Source organism: Microbacterium sp. ZKA21 (assembly GCF_050434165.1).
Lineage (GTDB): Bacteria > Actinomycetota > Actinomycetes > Actinomycetales > Microbacteriaceae > Microbacterium.
Genome location: NZ_JBNPVV010000005.1, coordinates 159,857 through 175,791 on the forward strand (window position 1 = coordinate 159,857; position 15,935 = coordinate 175,791).

A 15,935-nucleotide genomic window follows, 5' to 3' on the forward strand; every position below is an offset into this window, starting at 1 on the left:
ATTCGGCATCGGGCACGGGATCGATCCTCCCACTTGATGAACCAGAATGACGCGGCGTGCGTGCGCCTCCGGCCCCGAACCAGGCCGCGCGCTACGCTGGGCGACGACCTTCACAGGTTCTTCCCAGAAAGGCACTCTCATGTCGGACGCACTCTCCGAAGCCAAATCCGTTTTCACCTCCCTTCGTGTCGCGCTCGCGGTATCGGGCGTGCTCTCGCTCATCGTCGGCATCCTGCTACTGGTCTGGCCGGCCAAGTCCGCCGGCGTCCTGACCTGGATCCTCGCGCTCTTCCTGCTCGTGGCCGGTCTCACTTCGATCGCGATCGGCATCTTCTCCGGCAAGGGCGGCGGATGGGCCCGTGTCGGCTACATCGCCCTCGGACTGCTCTACATCGTCGCCAGCGTCGTCGCGTTCGCCAACATCGCGACCACGACGGCTGTCCTCGCCGTGATCGTCGTGATCTTCATCGGCGTCAGCTGGATCGTGGACGGGATCGTGTCGCTCACTCTGCTGGGCCAGGCCGCCTCGAAGGGCTGGACGATCGCCTTCGCGGTCATCAGCATTATCGCCGGTGTGGTCGTGCTGTTCTCGCCGCTCTACGCCGCTCTCGTGATCTGGTGGATCCTGGGCATCACTCTGGTCGTCGTCGGCATCATCCAGATCATCCGCGCCATCACGCTCGGCAAGGAAGAGAAGACCATCACGAACGACATCCGCACCGAGCTCGGCTGACCGGCTCCGTCGCACAAGAACGGCCCCGCCTGCTCGCAGGCGGGGCCGTTCTTCGTGGTGCTACTCGGCGATGAATCCCGTCGTGTCGCCCACGAGGCGCGTGTTGTCGGCGGGCACGGGGTCGAGCGCGGCCTGCGCGACCTCGGCCGCGAACTCGGATACGTTGTAGAGCTTGCCCGCGTCCTCTCGACGTGCGGAGATCGCCCCGGGGTTGGCCCGCTCGAGCAGCGTCGCGGTGATCGTGCCCTCGATCATGTCGCCGGACACGATCGTGAATCCGATGCCCTTCTCGGCCAGAGCCGGGATCAGTTCGCGGAGCGCGTCCTCACCCGCGCGCTTCGACAGCGCGACGGGCTCGTACTCGGGCATGGTCGGCGTGGTGCGGATGAAGTGGGCCTGATGGCTCGTCACGAACACGACTCGAGAGCCTTCACCCAGCAGCGGCAGCGCAGTGTTCAGGACGCTCAGCTGAGCATCCCGGTTGAGAAGAAGCGCGTAGTCCTCGGCCATGCCGGACTCCATACCGCCCGATGCGTTCAGCACGAGGATGTCGAGGCGGCCGTACTCCGCGCGCACCTGCTCGAACATGTCGGCCACGGATGCCGGGTCCGTGAGGTCCGCTCCGACGACCAGGGCGCGACCGCCGAGTTCGCGCAGCTCGGCAGCGAGCTTCTCCGCTCGGGGCGCCTTGTTGCGGAAGTTGATGACCACGTCGGCGCCGGCCTGCGCGAAGTAGCGGACGGTGTCGGCGCCGATACCGCGCGACGAACCGGTCACGAGCGCGACCTTGCCGGTGAGGGATCCTGCGGGCAGAACGTCGGGCACGATGACTCCTTGAGATGCGGGGACGACCGCGTTCACGCGGCCGGTCCAGCCTACCAATCGGCCCCTCCCCTTCCGCGTCGTGACGCCGTGATAGGTTGACCGCAAGGAGGGTGTATGGACGGCTTCGCCACGTTCGTGGAACTCGTGGATCAGTGGGCCTGGATCGGCTGGCTGGTCCTCATCGCCACGTTCCTCGTCATCGAGATGCTCTCGCTCGACTTCACGTTCCTCATGCTCGCACTCGGCAGTGCGGTCGGCCTCGTCACAGATCTCGCCGGAGTGCCGATCTGGGTGCAGGTCCTCGCCGCCGCACTGGCCGCGGCGCTGTTCATCCTGTTCCTGCGGCCTCCGCTGCTGAAACGGCTGCGGCGCGGAGAGGATCCGACCAAGTCCAACGTCGAGGCGCTGATCGACCTCCGAGGCTTCGCGCTCTCCGACATCACCCAGCTCACCGGACAGGCGAAGCTCGCGAACGGCGACACCTGGACGGCACGCAGTGCGACCGCGACGCCGATCCCCCAGGGCGCCGCGGTCATCGTCAGTTCCATCAACGGCGCCATCGCCGTCGTACGCCCCGCAGGCGAATAAGGAGACTCCAGTGGACGACTCGTTCATCCCGGCAGCGATCGGATGGATCCTCGCGATCGCCGTCATCATCTTCGTGGTGGTGACCGTCGCACGATCCATCCGCATCATTCCGCAGGCCACGGCCGGCGTCGTCGAGCGGCTCGGCCGGTACCACAAGACGCTGACTCCCGGCCTGAACATCCTGGTCCCGTTCATCGATCGGCTGCGCCCGCTCATCGACATGCGCGAGCAGGTCGTCTCGTTCCCCCCGCAGCCCGTGATCACCGAGGACAACCTCGTGGTCTCCATCGACACCGTGGTGTACTTCCAGGTCACCGACGCGCGCGCCGCGACGTACGAGATCGCCAACTATCTCGGTGCGGTCGAGCAGCTGACCACGACGACCCTGCGCAACGTGGTCGGTGGCCTGAACCTCGAAGAGGCCCTCACCAGCCGTGACAACATCAACGGCCAGCTGCGCGTCGTCCTCGACGAGGCGACCGGTAAGTGGGGCATCCGCGTCGGACGCGTCGAGCTGAAGGCGATCGACCCGCCCGTCTCCATCCAGGACTCCATGGAGAAGCAGATGCGTGCAGAGCGAGACCGCCGCGCCGCGATCCTCACCGCAGAAGGCTCCAAGCAGTCCCAGATCCTCGAGGCCGAGGGCCAGCGGCAGGCCGCCATCCTTCAGGCAGAGGGCGACAAGCAGGCAGCTGTGCTGCGCGCGCAGGGCGAGGCGGAGGCGATCCAGAACGTCTTCACCGCGATCCACCAGGGCCAGCCGGACGACAAGCTGCTCGCCTACCAGTACCTGCAGATGCTGCCGAAGATCAGCGAGAGCCCGTCCAGCAAGCTCTGGATCATCCCGAGCGAGCTCACCGAGGCGCTCAAGGGCATCGGGACGGCATTCACGCCCCGCCAGGGTCCGCCGTCGACGTCGAGCACTCCGGGCGCGTGACGCACCCATACTTCACCGGTACGCGGCATCCTCGAGTCCTCGCCCATCGCGGCCTCACCGCTTCGGGCGAGGACTCTTCCGTATGGGAGAACACCGCGGGAGCCTTCGCCGCCGCGCACGCGGCCGGTGCCGAATACATCGAGACCGATTGCCGCGTGACCGCCGACGGCGACGTCGTGCTCTTCCACGACGAGACGCTCGAACGCCTCCTGGGCGACCCGCGCCCCGTCGCAGACGTCCGCACGTTCGAACTCGCGGAACTCCTCGCTCCGCACGGCGGGCTGCTGACGGTCGCCGACGCTCTCAACGGCTTCCCCGAGGTCCGATTCAACATCGACGTCAAGACGGATGCCGCGGCAGAGCCGATCGGCGCCGTCGTCGCGCCGCACGCTCATCGTGTGCTGCTGACGAGCTTCTCGGACGCCAGACGCCGGCGCGCCGTGGATGCCGCTCTGGCCGCGGGAGCGGCCATGCGACCGGCGACCTCCGGCGGGCGCCGCACGATCGTCGTCCTGCGCCTGCTCTCCGCGCTCCGCCTGTCCCCCGCTCGCGCTCTGCGCGATGTGGATGCCGTGCAGATCCCTGAGCGGCAGGGCCCGATCCGGGTGTTCACGGCGTCGCTCGTCCGTGCTGCGCGGCGGGCCGGAGTCGAGGTCCATGTGTGGACGGTGAACGATTCCGACGACATGCGCCGACTCGTCGCGGCCGGAGCGGACGGCATCGTCACCGATCGGGCGGATATCGCGCTGAAGGTCCTCGCGCGGCGCTGAAGCACGTCCCGCTGGGATTCGACTGTGAATCGAGCCGTGGAATCACCTCCGTGGATGAAGCGCACAGGTCGGAGCGTTATACCTGAGAGCGACGAGAGGACCACACAATGGCAGATCGCAGCCTGCGCGGCATCCGACTCGGCGCCCAGAGCCTACAGAGCGAAGAGGGCGTCGTTTTCATGGAGCGCCGTGAGACCACCTACACCTGTGACGCGTGCGGACACGTCACGACCCTGATGTTCGCAGCGGACGCCGAACCGCCGCAGACGTGGGAGTGCCGTACCTGCGGCGCCGACGCGGTGCTGCAGGTCGACGGCAAGTCCGTGACCCTTGAGGAGAGCGACGAGAAGGCCGCCCGCACCCACTGGGACATGCTTCTGGAGCGCCGCACGCGCGCCGAACTCGAAGAGCTCCTGGAAGAGCGTCTCGCCTTCCTCCGTGCCCGTCGTGGCGCGGGTGAGGACCCGAGCCGCGAGAAGATCGGCGCCTAAGCGCGCCTGCGCGCGCGCCACCACCCGATCAGGAGCGCCGCGAGTCCGCCCCACAGCAGCACCTGCTGCACCCAGGGCCCCAGAACGACCCCCGCCGTGAGGCCGGAGCGCAGCTCGACATCCTCGAGCATCGCCCCGGCCTCGTCTGCGTCCAGGAACGAGACGGTCGTGCCGTCCGGCCGGATGATCTGGCTGGTGCCCACGGTGGAGATGTTGACGACGGAGCGTCCGGTCTCGATCGCCCGCATGCGAGCGAATGCGAGCTGCTGCAGGTTCTCGTCGGTACCGCGGAAGTCGGCGTTGTTGGTCTGGAGGATCAGAACCTCTGCACCGCCGTTGACACCCTCGCGGATGACGTCGTCGTAGATCACGTCGAAGCAGATCGCGAGTCCGATGAGTGCGTCATCCACCTGCATGATCGGCGGGTTCGTTCCCGGTGTGTACTCGCGCTGGAGAAGTCCGATCAGATCCGGCACGATCGCGTTGTAGAAGGCCCGGTCCGGGACGTACTCGCCGAAAGGCACCGGATGACGCTTGTCATGCGTCTGGTCGGCGGTGCCGTCCTCGAGCCACAGCATCGAGGTGTTGAAGTACTCCCCGTCGCGTTCGGTCGCGGCATTCGCGAGCAGCGGCGCGCCCGCACGATTCGCCACCAGGGTCATTCGCCGGGCGAGATTCGCGTTCTGGAACGGGTCGCTGTCGACCGAGCCCTCCGGCCACACCAGCAGATCGATGTCCTCGCCGTAGAGCGATCGTGATGCATCGGTCTGCGCGTCGATCACGGAGTACGGCTCGCGCACGTCGAAATAGCCGGTCGGACCGTTGCCCTGGACAGCTGCGATGCGCAGGTTCCCGGCCGCCGCCGTCGGGAAGGCCGGCACGACGAAGAGCACGACGATCGCCGCTGTCGGCACCAGCAACCGCACCGGTCGATGCCACAGTTGCAGGCGCACGGACTCGATGAGCACGGCGACGGCGAACACCATCAGGAAGCTCAGCCCGCTCACGCCGACCCAGGACGACAGCGCAGCCAGCGGGCTCGTCGACTGCGTCATGCCCAGCCGCGCCCACGGGAAGCCGGAGTACGGCAGGGCGCCCACGACGAGTTCGCGTCCGACCCAGAGGGCGGCTACCAGGGCGGGCAGCGCGATCAGGCGCCCGGCTGTGCCGGGGAACGCCCGCGGCATCCACCGGTACGCGAGTGCGATCGGGATCACGCACACGGCGGTGAGGGCCGCCTCGACGCCCGCCAGCGCCATCCACGGGATCGGACCGAGGTAGCGCGACGTCCACGAGACGAGCAGCAGGTAGAACACCAGTCCGTGGACCAGTCCCACGAGCAGCGCGCCCCCGGCGCGGCGTCCGATCAGTGCGAGCAGCAGCAGCGCGGTCGCCGGGAAGGCGAGGATCCACGCCGCCACGTCCGGATAGGCGAGATCCATGAGCCAGCCGCCCGCAGCCGCCGCGAGCACGGCGAGCCACAACGGCAGGAGCGCGCGTGCTGGCCGCGATGTTGTGGGTTCCGGCATCCCTCAGAGCCCCGAGTACGCCACGATGCCGCGGCGCACGCCTTCCAGCGCGCGGCGGGCCGTCCGTGCGACATCCGCATCGTCGGCGACGATCGAGAGCTGATCGAGCAGATCGATAGTCTGCTTCGCCCATCGGACGAAGTCGCCCGCTGCCATATCCGCGTCGACGAGGACGCGATCGAGCATGACGCCGCGGGCCCAGGAGTGCATCGCGCCGGCGAGGCCAGCCGCGAGCGGCTCGGACCCCGGGAGGTGATGATCGTGCTCCAGGTCATCGAGCTGCGCCCACAGGTCCGTCGTCTTCTCGTAGGCCGCACGGAAGGCGCCGCGCGGCAGTCCCCGCTCCCCCGAGTTCGCCTCGTCACGCCGCGGCTCATACACGAGGCAGCAGGCCATCGCGGCGAGCGACGGAGCATCCAGCCCCTTCCAGAGTCCCTGACGCAGGCTTTCGGCGACCAGCAGGTCGCGTTCCCCGTAGATGCGGCGCATGGTGCGTCCGGCATCCGTCAGTTCCAGCCGGTCGCCGGAACCGGTGACGTAGTCGAGCGCAGCGAGCACATCCAGCACGCGGTCGAAGATGCGCGCGACGGTGCCGGTCCTCGTCTCGATCTGGCGACGCTTGCGATCCGTGTCCCGCTTGAGCTTGTAGTAGCGCTCGCCCCAGCGGGCGTGCTTCTCGCGATCCGGGCAGTTGTGGCAGCCGTGGCGCTGCATCCGACGGCGGAGACTCTCGATCTTCTTCACGCGCTTGTCGCGCTGGGCGCGAGGTGCGTGCGAGTCCTGGCGGTTCTTCTTCTCGAGATCGCTGAGTTCCCGGCGGATCGCCGCGTAGTCGGCGAAGTCGCCATGCTCGCAGGTCATCGCCGTCAGGTACCCCTCGAGCGACGCTTCGGCCTCTCGCACCTCGCGCGCGAGACCCACGACCGCACGGTCGGCCTGGAACTGCGCGAACGAGCTCTCCAGGATCTCCCTGGCACGCGCGCGACCGAACCGATCGACGAGATTGACGGCCATGTTGTACGTCGGTCGGAAGCTCGAGTTCAGCGGATAGGTGCGTCGAGAAGCCAGGGCGGCGACCGCCTGGGGGTCCATGCCCTCGGTCCACTGCACGACGGCGTGGCCCTCGACGTCGATGCCGCGTCGGCCGGCACGGCCGGTGAGCTGGGTGTACTCCCCCGACGTGATGGCGACTCTGGCCTCGCCGTTGAACTTCTCCATCTTCTCGAGCACCACTGTTCGAGCCGGCATGTTGATGCCGAGCGCGAGAGTCTCGGTCGCGAAGACGACCTTCACGAGCTTGAGGCGGAACAGTTCCTCGACGATCTCCTTGAAGGCCGGCAGGAGTCCGGCGTGATGCGCCGCGACACCGCGCTCGAGATTCTCCCGCCACTCCCAGAATCCCAGCACTCCGAGGTCCTCGTCCTGGAGGTTGCGCGTGTGCTCCTCGACGATCGCACGGATCTCGGCCCGGTCCTCCGGTGTCGTCAGGCGGATGCCGGAGCGACTGACCTGTTGGACCGCGGCGTCGCAGCCGACCCGGCTGAAGATGAAGAAGATCGCCGGGAGCAGGTTGGATCGCTCGAGGAGCCCGACGACGTCCGACCGGTCCATCCGCTCGATGCGGCGGGTATTGGATGCTCGGACCGGACGCTTCCCGCCGCGCGGCGGTCGCTGCGCCTGCCGACCGGCGTGCTTGTTGCTCACGTAGTTCTGCGCCTGGCGATTGCTCTCGTAGCGCGAGCCCGTGAAGGATCGGATGCGCAGCAGCTCCTGGTTCACCTGCGCCGTGGCGATGCCGGCACGATCATCGAACAGCGGCAGCAGATCGTCGCGCACGAGGACGTGCTGCTCCAGCGGAACCGGACGGATCTCGGAGACGATGACCTCTGTGTCGCCGCGGACCGTGTCCAGCCAGTCGCCGAACTCCTCCGCGTTCGAGACGGTCGCGCTCAGCGCGACCAGACGCACGGGCTGCGGCAGGTGCAGGATGACCTCTTCCCAGACCGGGCCGCGGAAGCGGTCAGCGAGATAGTGCACTTCGTCCATGACGACGTAGCGGAGATCGGTGAGCGCGGACGAGTCCGCGTACAGCATGTTTCGCAGCACCTCGGTCGTCATCACCACGATGCGCGCATTGCCGTTGATGTTCGTGTCACCGGTGAGCAGGCCCACGTGGTCGGCGCCGTAGACCTCGACGAGTTCGCGGAACTTCTGGTTCGACAGCGCCTTCATCGGGGTCGTGTAGAACGCCTTCTGATTCGGCGTCTGCATGGCCAGATGGATGGCGAACTCGCCGACGATCGTCTTGCCCGCGCCGGTGGGCGCGGCGACCAGCACGCTGTGTCCGCGTTCGAGCGCATGGCAACCGGCGAGCTGGAAGGGGTCCAGATCGAAGGCCTGCCTGGCTGCGAAAGCGGATGTCTCGGGCGAGTCGGCCGCGGCCCGCGCCGCCGCGTACCGATCGGCCGGCGAACTCATGCGCTCGGATCCGGAAGGAGGCCGGCAGCCGCGTCGCGCTTGCGTTTGCGGCGGTCGAACAGCATCGACAGGAAGGCTGCCGCGAAGAACAGCACGATGAGGATGCCGCCGAGGATGAGCATGCTGACCACGTCCGCCGCCGGCGTGGTGAGAGCGGCGAAGACCGTCGCGATGAGGATGGCGACGCGCCAGCCCTTCAAGATCGCCTTGCCGGACATGATGCCGGCCAGGTTCAGCGCCACGAGGAACACGGGCAGCACGAAGGCGACCCCGACGACGATCATCAGTTTGAACACGAAGTCGTAGAACTTGGATGCCTCGTAGAGATTGTTCCCGCCCTCGGGCGTGAACGTCGCCATGAGTTCGATCACGTGCGGGACGAGGAAGGTCGCCACGTAGCATCCGGCGAAGAAGAGCGGAACCGCTGCGGCGACGAAGCCGAGCGTGTACTTGATCTCCTTGCGGGTGAGCCCCGGCATGAGGAACGCCCAGAGCTCCCACAGCCAGACGGGGGCCGCGAGGAAGATGCCGATGGAGAACGAGATGCGCATCCGCAGGTCGAATGGAGCGGTCACCGAGGAGAAGGTGAGGCCGGTCAGGCCCTGGCCGCCCTTGGCCTCCGCCACGACCTCGAACGGCCGCGTGATGTAGTCGATGATCGGGTCCGTGATGAAGAACGCGATGATCATCGCGACGAGGAGCGCAGCTGCTGAGATCAGCAGACGCTTGCGCAACTCGACGAGATGCGCACCGAGCGACATCCTGCGCTCACGCCGATTGGAGTCCCCTTCAATCGGGGACGTCGCACCTTCCGACACTGCGGTCAGGGGGTGCGATCAGTGCCGGACGCGGCTCCGTTGTCGTTCGTCGTGGTGGACGACGGCGTCTCGGGTTCTGCGGCGGTGGATTCTGACTTGCGAGCCGCGTCTTCATCCTTCATCGCGCTCATCTCGCCCTTGAAGACGCGCGCGGACTGTCCCATGCTCTTCGCGAGCGCAGGCAGCTTCGCTGCACCGAAAAGGAGCAGGATGACAGCGAGGATGATGAGCAGGTGCCATCCGGTCAATCCGGCCATGTTGATCTCCTCGGGTCGGGGGTTCGTTACAGTCTAACCACCGACGACGCCGTCGTCGGGTTGATAGTACAGAGCGAGTCCTGCGGCGGCCCAGTCCCGCGTCGCCGTGCGCGCCACGGACGGGCTGAGAACCCGCATGCGCCCACCGAAACGACCGGCCAGACGCTTGATTCCACGCGGGTCCGACAGTCGCACGTGTGCGACGACGTCATCGCCCACTGCCTCGCTCTCGGCCGCGAATCCGCTCAGCAGGGGCAGCAGCTGAGCGGGCAGGCGCACCGAGACATTGCCGTCGGCGACACCGTCCGAGAACAGATCGGGCACGCTCTCGCCCTGGTGAGTGCTGGCGATGTCCGTGAGCCGCGGCTCGCTGACACGATCGAGATGGAAGGTGCGCATCGCCTCGCGCAGATGGCACCAGCCCTGCAGATACCACTGCCCGTTCGTGATCATCACCTGAACGGGATCGACCGTGCGCGTCGTGGGCGCGGCATCCGGTGCCTGATACGTGAACGACACCGCGACGCCGGCGCGCAGCGCGTTCGAGACGACTTCGCGCACCTCGTCGACGGCTTCGGTCGCGACGACGACCGCTGCCGGTGCGTCGGCCGCGCCACGGGAGAGCTTCGCGATCAGCCCCGCGACGAGGCCGGAACCGGCGACCTCCGGCACCGAGGCGACCATCTGCAGTCCCGCCAGGAGAGCTGCGGCCTCACGCGCCGTGAAGCGCGGCACGCGCCGCAAAGCGACGTCGTTGGTGATCTCGATGACGTCCTGCTCATCGAGCAGGTCCCAATCGATGTCGAACATCTCGTGCGGCTGCTGCCAGTAGCCGGAGTCGCCGGGCAGGCCGATCACGGTGAGCTTCTCGACCATCGCGCGCAGCTCGTCCGGCGTGACCTGGAACTCGGCCGCCGCCTCGGCCAGCGACACCTGACCGCGCTCGAGCAGGTACGGCACGAGCGTCAGGTACAGGCGGACGCGCTCGGACGCGAGCAACGGCTTGGGCTTCGCCATCACGACTCTTCCCCCTCGTCCTGATGCGCGGCGATGATCGCCGTGAGCCGATCGACGACGGCATCCCGCAGATCCGCGGGTTCCACCACGCGAACCTCAGGGCCGTAGGAGGCGAGCTCATCGGCGAAGATGTGCCGATCGACGTAGTGGACGTGGATGCCCTGTGCGGCGGGGACTGCTCGGCGCCCGAGGCGCAGTGCGGCCTCGGTCCCCGGGGTGACCTCAAGGAGTGCCCGGTTGCGGCGCGCGACCTCCTCGAGGCCGGCCATCGCCCGGTCGCCCGCGCCCTCGCGCAATCCTGCGTCGAACCGCTGCGTCGTGAGCTTCACGTCGCCCACGATGCGGCTGAGGAGGAAGGTGCGCTCGCCCTCGGCATCCGCATCGATGCCGTAGACGTGCCAGCGCGCCTCGTAGTCGACCAGTGCCAGCGGACGGACGCGACGGGAACGGGCGGCATCCTCCCCCGGCTTCAGGTAGTCGAAGCGGACGACGCGACTCGACTCGATCGCCTCCTGCAGGGGACCGAACGCGGGGTCGCGCGTCGTGATGCGCGGCGCGAAGCCGATGATCGGCGCGTCGCCGTCGATGCCGAGCGCCCGGATCTTGCGCACGCCAGCCTGGGCGTCACCGGAGACGGACTCCGCGCTCCAGACGCTGCCCGCAAGCTGCAGCACGGCCAGCTCGGCAGGCGTGAACTCGATATCAGCCGGCAGATCGTACTCTGCCTGCGGAATGCGGTATCGGGCTTCGCGCAGGTCGTTCGGGTCCGTCGCGTCGCCGATCGTCTCGACCGGGATGCCGAGCGCGCGCAGTTCGTCCTTGTCGCGCTCGAACATCTTCTCCAGCGCGTCGGCGCGCGTTCCGGCATCCGCTCGCTGGCGGTACCCGGAAACGTTGTCGAGGATCTGCTGCTTGGTGAGTCCGATCTCCGTGGCCATGAGCGCCACGACGAGATTCGTCAGGCGCTCCTCCGCGGGGATCTGGACCGCCATCACTTCCCCGTCGCGGGGCTGGTGCCCAGGATGTCGACCACGTACGCCGTCGCCTCGCCGCCTTCGGTGGCGGGGACGACCACGAGCAGCTGCGACCCGATGGTCGCACCGACCAGGGCCTGCGCCACGGTCGGTGCCGTCTCGGCGAGATTCGACACGGGGTTCGCATCCCAGCTGGTGCCGGACACGGTCTTCGAGTCCCAGCCGACCGCGGTGTAGTTGACCCAGGCGATGGCGTCCTCGTCGAGTTTCTCGCCCTCGCCCTTGATCAGCACCTGCTCGACCTGCTCGGTCGGTGCGGCGTCGTCGGGGACGATGATGCCGGGGCGGCCATCTGCCGCACGCACGACGGTGGGAAGATTGCGCGCATTGTTGAACTGCGTGGCCCCGGTGGCCCGTGCCAGGTACGTGTCGAGCACGTCGATCACGGCGACGACCGTGGTGTCTTCGTCCAGTTGGAACCCGCCGAGCGCCTCGGCGCCGAAGTCGTCCGGCGCGATGGCCGCGACCATGCGCGTTCCGGGCGTCGCGCACTCGAGCACTTCGCCGATCCCGGGGATCTGCTGCGTCCACGACGCGATGTTCGACAACCGGGACATGTCGCCGTCGAACTCGGTCTGCACGATCTGGTCGCCGGACGTGCCGTCGTAGAGCGCGATGTCCAGCACCGTCAGCTGCTGCGGCGATGTGAGAGGCGTCCCCTCCCCCGTGACGACATCCGTGTACGAGGTCGTCTCCACATGCAGCGGCGCGAAGAGCTCGACCTCGGGTGCGACGCCGACGTCGCCCGACACGGTGACCGCGTCGTCGATCCCGCTCGTCGATGCGGCACGATCGCAGGCCGCCCCGTCGAAAGTCGGGGCTGCGGTGCACCCGGTCAGAGCGAGGACGGCGAGACTGAGGCTGGCTAGGGCAGCGGACGTTTTACGCACGCGCTCCAGTCTATTCCGTCGACTGCTCGGTTCCGCGCGCCTCGGCGGCAAGCCGTGCCGCCGAGGCGGCCTTCTCCGCCTCGCGGACGCGCTTGCGCAGGTTCTTGTCCGTGATCTCGCGGTCGCCGACGGCACCCGGGGTCCAGAGCTCGACGTCCTCGTCGCCGTAGCTGGTCTTCGACGCCCGGCGCTTCACCTCCGGGGCGATCGCACCGGGTGCCAGGCGCCTGGCCGTGATGAGGAATCCGGTGTGCGCGACCATGCGGTGATCGGGGCGGACCGCGAGGCCTTCGACGTGCCAGCCGCGCACCATGGTCTCGGACGCGTCCGGCTCCGTGAACAGACCGGTACCGCGGATGTACTCCGCGACGCGCGAGAGCTGTGTCGCCGTGGCGACGTAGCAGAGCACGACGCCACCCGGCGTCAGGGCATCGGCGACCACGTCGATGCACTCCCACGGCGCGAGCATGTCGAGCACCACGCGGTCGACGCCGCCGGCCGGCAGCTCCGCGGGGAGGGCCTCGACGAGGTCGCCCACCACGACCCGCCAGGTATCGGGGAGCCCGCCGAAGAACGTCTCCACGTTCGCGGTGGCGACCTCGGCGAAGTCCTCCCTGCGCTCGAAGGAGACCAACCGTCCTGTGGAGCCGATCGCCCGCAGCAGCGACAGCGACAGCGCACCGGAGCCCACGCCGGCTTCGACGACGACGGCACCAGGGAAGACGTCGGCCTGCATGACGATCTGCGCGGCATCCTTCGGGTAGACGATCGCGGCGCCGCGGGGCATGGACATCGCGAAGTCGCGCATCAGCGGACGCAGGGCGAGGTAGTCGTGGCCCGAGCTGTTCACCACGACGGAGCCGTCCGGCTGACCGAGAAGGTCGGCGTGCCGCAGCACGCCGTGATGGGTGTGCAGTTCGCCGTCGGCGCGCAGGGAGATGGTGTGCATCCGGCCCTTCGGGCCGGTGAGCTGGACACGGTCGCCTTCACGGAACGGGCCGCTCGGGCGGGTGGTGTGCGCGTCGGTCATGAGGGGTTCTCCGTCTGAGAGGTGCGATGCGCCCGGTAGAGCGCGATGATGTCGTGTGCCGTCCGACCGTGCAGCGTCGGCCACAGGTCGTGCGCTCCGATGTCGTCGAGCGGCAGGATGTGCGGAACGCCGAGGGTCACGGCCCCGGAGGCCAGCCCGGCTCGCACGCCGGTCGGAGAGTCCTCGATCACGATCGTCGCGTCGATCTCGACGCCGAGCAGCGCCGCACCGAGCAGATACGGCTCGGGGTGCGGTTTCGGGTTCTCGACGTCGTCACCGGCGACGATCAGCCGGAAGGCGTCGAAGTCGATGAGCTCGGTCACGCCCTCCGCCATGCGGCGCAGCGACATCGTCACCAGGGCGGTCGGGATGCCGGCATCCCGAAGATCGCGCAGCAGTTCCTGCGCACCGGGTCGGAACGGCACGCCGTGCGTGCTCAGCATGTCCCGTACGCGGTCGGTGAGGTGCTGGATGATGGCGTCGCCATCCATCTGGACGCCCGCCTGCCGCAGGATGGCCGCGCTGTCCGCAAGACCGTTGCCCACCAGCTGAAGGGCGTCCTGGTGCGTCCATGTTCCGCCGAAGGACTCCACGAGTTCCGTCTCGGCCGTCATCCAGTACGGCTCGGTGTCGACGAGGGTCCCGTCCATGTCCCACAGGACTGCGCTCGGCGTCTCACTCACTTCACCATGCTATCCGGCGCATCCCCGCGCGCCTGCGCCGCCGGTGTGCTCGGGGACTAGCCTTGAGGGATGGATGCACTGGGACCCCGCATCATCATCGCGGCGTTCGACGGCTGGAACGACGCCGGCGAAGCAGCGAGCGGCGCCATCGAAGCGATCCGCCAGTCGGGCGATTACGAGCTCGTCCACGCCGTCGACCCCGAACTCTATTTCGACTACCAGTACACGCGCCCCGCCACGCGCATGGACGCGCAGGGGCACCGCGAGCTGCAGTGGCCGGGTGCGGCGCTGTGGCGGCCGGTGCCCGCCGCGCAGCTCGGACCCGAGTTGTGGTTGCTGACCGGTTCGGAGCCGGCGCGCACCTGGCAGGCGTTCGCGACGGAGTTCATCGATGTGGCGCTGCGCGATGACGTCACCGGCTTCCTCACGCTCGGCGCCATGCTGTCGGACGTGCCGCATACGCGCCCGATCTCCATCTTCTCCTCGAGCCCGAACGAACAGGTCAGAGAGGAGCACGGCCTCGAGCGCTCGCTCTACGAGGGCCCGGTGGGCATTCTCAGCGTGCTCGAGCACTTCGCCGAGCGCGCCGGCATCCCGACGGCGGGGCTGTGGGCGAGCGTGCCGCACTATGTCGCATCGGCGGCGCCGTCGCCGAAGGCGACCCTGGCACTGCTGGATCGGCTCGAAGAGCTCACCGCAGTGGACGTGCCCCGGACGCACCTGCGCACCGAAGCGGCCGCGTGGGAAGCATCGATCGACGCCGCGGCGGCCGATGACGAGGACATGACGGAGTACATCCGCCAACTGGAGCGCACGCGGGACACCTGGGACTCCCCCGAAGCTTCCGGCGATGCGATCGCCCAGGCCTTCGAGCGCTATCTCCGTCGCCGTGGCGACGGACCCGGTGATCACAAGCGCTGAACCGGCGAACTCCTAGCCCATCGAAGGGTTCTGAGCCGGTCGAAGGGTCAGCCCGCGATGACCCCGGTGCCGAGAAGGATCAGCAGCGTCGTCCCCAGCAGGATCCGGTAGATCACGAACGGCAGGAAGCTGCGCTTCGAGATCCAGCTCATGAAGAACGCGATGACGCCGAGCGCGACGACGAAGGCGATTCCGGTCGCTGCGAGCGTCTCGCCGAGCGAGAAGTACTGATCCGGTGCGTCCCAGTTCTTGAAGAGCTGGAAGAAGCCGCTGCCGAACACGGCGGGGATCGCGAGCAGGAAGGCGTAGCGCGCCGCGGCGGCGCGTTCGTAGCCCAGGAACAGCCCCATCGTGATCGTGCCGCCCGAGCGGGACACGCCCGGAACCAGCGCCAGGGCCTGCGCGAAGCCGAACAGGATGCCGTGCGGGTAGGTCAGGTCGTCGAGCTTGCGCCGCTTCGCTCCGACGTGGTCGGCGACGCCGAGCAGGATGCCGAAGAGGATCAGCATGATCGCGACGATCCACATCGACCGCAGGACGGTCTCGATCTGGTCCTGGAACAGCAGCCCGAGGACCACGATCGGGATGCTGCCGATGATGATGAGCCAGCCCATCTTCGCATCGGGATCATTGCGGGGCAGCTTGCCGACGAGTGAGCGGAACCAGTGCCCGATGATGCGCACGATGTCGCGCCAGAAGAACACCACGACGGCCGCTTCGGTGCCGATCTGCGTGATCGCAGTGAACGCCGCGCCGGGGTCTTCGCCCGAGCCCGTGAAGGTCCCCACGATGCGCAGGTGCGCGCTGGAGGAGATCGGCAGGAACTCGGTGAGTCCCTGGATGATGCCGAGGAACAGCGCTTCGAGCAGGTGCATGGAGGCCTTTCAGACCGAACAGGACAGCCTGAGGGAACAGGCAGAGATCGGTGCGGTGA

17 protein-coding genes are annotated in these 15,935 nt (G+C 68.0%); 6 read left to right on the forward strand and 11 right to left on the reverse strand.

The window, feature by feature from the left end; translation table 11 throughout:
- Positions 1-139: 139 nt before the first annotated feature.
- Complete coding sequence (locus M2317_RS12075) at positions 140-733, forward strand: HdeD family acid-resistance protein (RefSeq protein ID WP_429460464.1); 594 nt, start codon at positions 140-142, stop codon at positions 731-733.
- A gap of 60 nt (positions 734-793) precedes the next feature.
- On the opposite strand, the gene M2317_RS12080 is transcribed toward M2317_RS12075, so the two are convergent.
- Positions 794-1,558: an SDR family oxidoreductase gene (locus M2317_RS12080; RefSeq protein ID WP_429460466.1), complete on the reverse strand. Its 765-nt coding sequence runs from the start codon at positions 1,556-1,558 to the stop codon at positions 794-796.
- A gap of 114 nt (positions 1,559-1,672) precedes the next feature.
- Between M2317_RS12080 and M2317_RS12085 the strand changes: the two genes are divergently transcribed.
- From M2317_RS12085 to M2317_RS12100, 4 genes are all read left to right on the forward strand, one after another.
- Positions 1,673-2,146, forward strand: coding sequence for an NfeD family protein (locus M2317_RS12085; RefSeq protein WP_429460467.1), 474 nt, complete (start codon positions 1,673-1,675; stop codon positions 2,144-2,146).
- Between the two features lie 10 nt (positions 2,147-2,156).
- Complete coding sequence (locus M2317_RS12090; protein WP_429460469.1) at positions 2,157-3,083, forward strand: SPFH domain-containing protein; 927 nt, start codon at positions 2,157-2,159, stop codon at positions 3,081-3,083.
- On the forward strand, positions 3,080-3,853 hold the full coding sequence (locus tag M2317_RS12095; protein ID WP_429460471.1) for a glycerophosphodiester phosphodiesterase family protein: 774 nt from the start codon (positions 3,080-3,082) through the stop codon (positions 3,851-3,853). The genes M2317_RS12090 and M2317_RS12095 overlap by 4 nt, the downstream gene beginning before the upstream one ends.
- 107 nt (positions 3,854-3,960) lie before the next feature.
- Complete coding sequence (locus tag M2317_RS12100) at positions 3,961-4,344, forward strand: RNA polymerase-binding protein RbpA (protein WP_429460473.1); 384 nt, start codon at positions 3,961-3,963, stop codon at positions 4,342-4,344.
- Here M2317_RS12100 and lnt read toward each other — a convergent pair.
- From lnt to M2317_RS12145, 9 genes are all read right to left on the reverse strand, one after another.
- A complete protein-coding gene (gene lnt, locus M2317_RS12105; RefSeq protein ID WP_429460474.1) occupies positions 4,341-5,873 on the reverse strand; it encodes an apolipoprotein N-acyltransferase in 1,533 nt (510 codons plus the stop codon). The two genes, M2317_RS12100 and lnt, sit on opposite strands and share 4 nt — an antisense overlap.
- A gap of 3 nt (positions 5,874-5,876) precedes the next feature.
- Positions 5,877-8,351 carry a DEAD/DEAH box helicase gene (locus M2317_RS12110; protein WP_429460476.1) on the reverse strand — a complete coding sequence of 825 codons (2,475 nt, stop codon included), beginning with the start codon at positions 8,349-8,351 and terminating at the stop codon, positions 5,877-5,879.
- Positions 8,348-9,112 carry a twin-arginine translocase subunit TatC gene (gene tatC / locus M2317_RS12115; RefSeq protein WP_429460478.1) on the reverse strand — a complete coding sequence of 255 codons (765 nt, stop codon included), beginning with the start codon at positions 9,110-9,112 and terminating at the stop codon, positions 8,348-8,350. Before tatC ends, M2317_RS12110 begins: the two co-directional genes overlap by 4 nt.
- Before the next feature lie 62 nt (positions 9,113-9,174).
- Positions 9,175-9,426, reverse strand: coding sequence for a Sec-independent protein translocase subunit TatA (tatA, locus tag M2317_RS12120; RefSeq protein ID WP_429460480.1), 252 nt, complete (start codon positions 9,424-9,426; stop codon positions 9,175-9,177).
- Positions 9,427-9,459: 33 nt separating this feature from the next.
- Positions 9,460-10,443 (reverse strand): helix-turn-helix transcriptional regulator, encoded by a 984-nt coding sequence (locus M2317_RS12125; protein ID WP_429460481.1) that lies wholly within the window; start codon positions 10,441-10,443, stop codon positions 9,460-9,462.
- Positions 10,443-11,435 (reverse strand): helix-turn-helix transcriptional regulator, encoded by a 993-nt coding sequence (locus M2317_RS12130; RefSeq protein ID WP_429460483.1) that lies wholly within the window; start codon positions 11,433-11,435, stop codon positions 10,443-10,445. The genes M2317_RS12125 and M2317_RS12130 overlap by 1 nt, the downstream gene beginning before the upstream one ends.
- Positions 11,435-12,367, reverse strand: a complete 933-nt coding sequence (locus M2317_RS12135; protein WP_429460485.1) for a hypothetical protein — start codon at positions 12,365-12,367, stop codon at positions 11,435-11,437. Before M2317_RS12135 ends, M2317_RS12130 begins: the two co-directional genes overlap by 1 nt.
- 10 nt (positions 12,368-12,377) lie before the next feature.
- Positions 12,378-13,397, reverse strand: a complete 1,020-nt coding sequence (locus tag M2317_RS12140; RefSeq protein WP_429460487.1) for a tRNA (adenine-N1)-methyltransferase — start codon at positions 13,395-13,397, stop codon at positions 12,378-12,380.
- On the reverse strand, positions 13,394-14,080 hold the full coding sequence (locus M2317_RS12145; protein ID WP_429460489.1) for an HAD family hydrolase: 687 nt from the start codon (positions 14,078-14,080) through the stop codon (positions 13,394-13,396). The genes M2317_RS12140 and M2317_RS12145 overlap by 4 nt, the downstream gene beginning before the upstream one ends.
- A 69-nt stretch (positions 14,081-14,149) precedes the next feature.
- Here M2317_RS12145 and M2317_RS12150 point away from each other — a divergent pair, with 69 nt between their 5' ends.
- Positions 14,150-15,001, forward strand: coding sequence for a PAC2 family protein (locus tag M2317_RS12150; protein ID WP_429460491.1), 852 nt, complete (start codon positions 14,150-14,152; stop codon positions 14,999-15,001).
- A gap of 47 nt (positions 15,002-15,048) precedes the next feature.
- Here M2317_RS12150 and M2317_RS12155 read toward each other — a convergent pair whose 3' ends face one another.
- A complete protein-coding gene (locus tag M2317_RS12155) occupies positions 15,049-15,876 on the reverse strand; it encodes an undecaprenyl-diphosphate phosphatase (RefSeq protein ID WP_429460493.1) in 828 nt (275 codons plus the stop codon).
- Between the last annotated feature and the right edge of the window lie 59 nt (positions 15,877-15,935).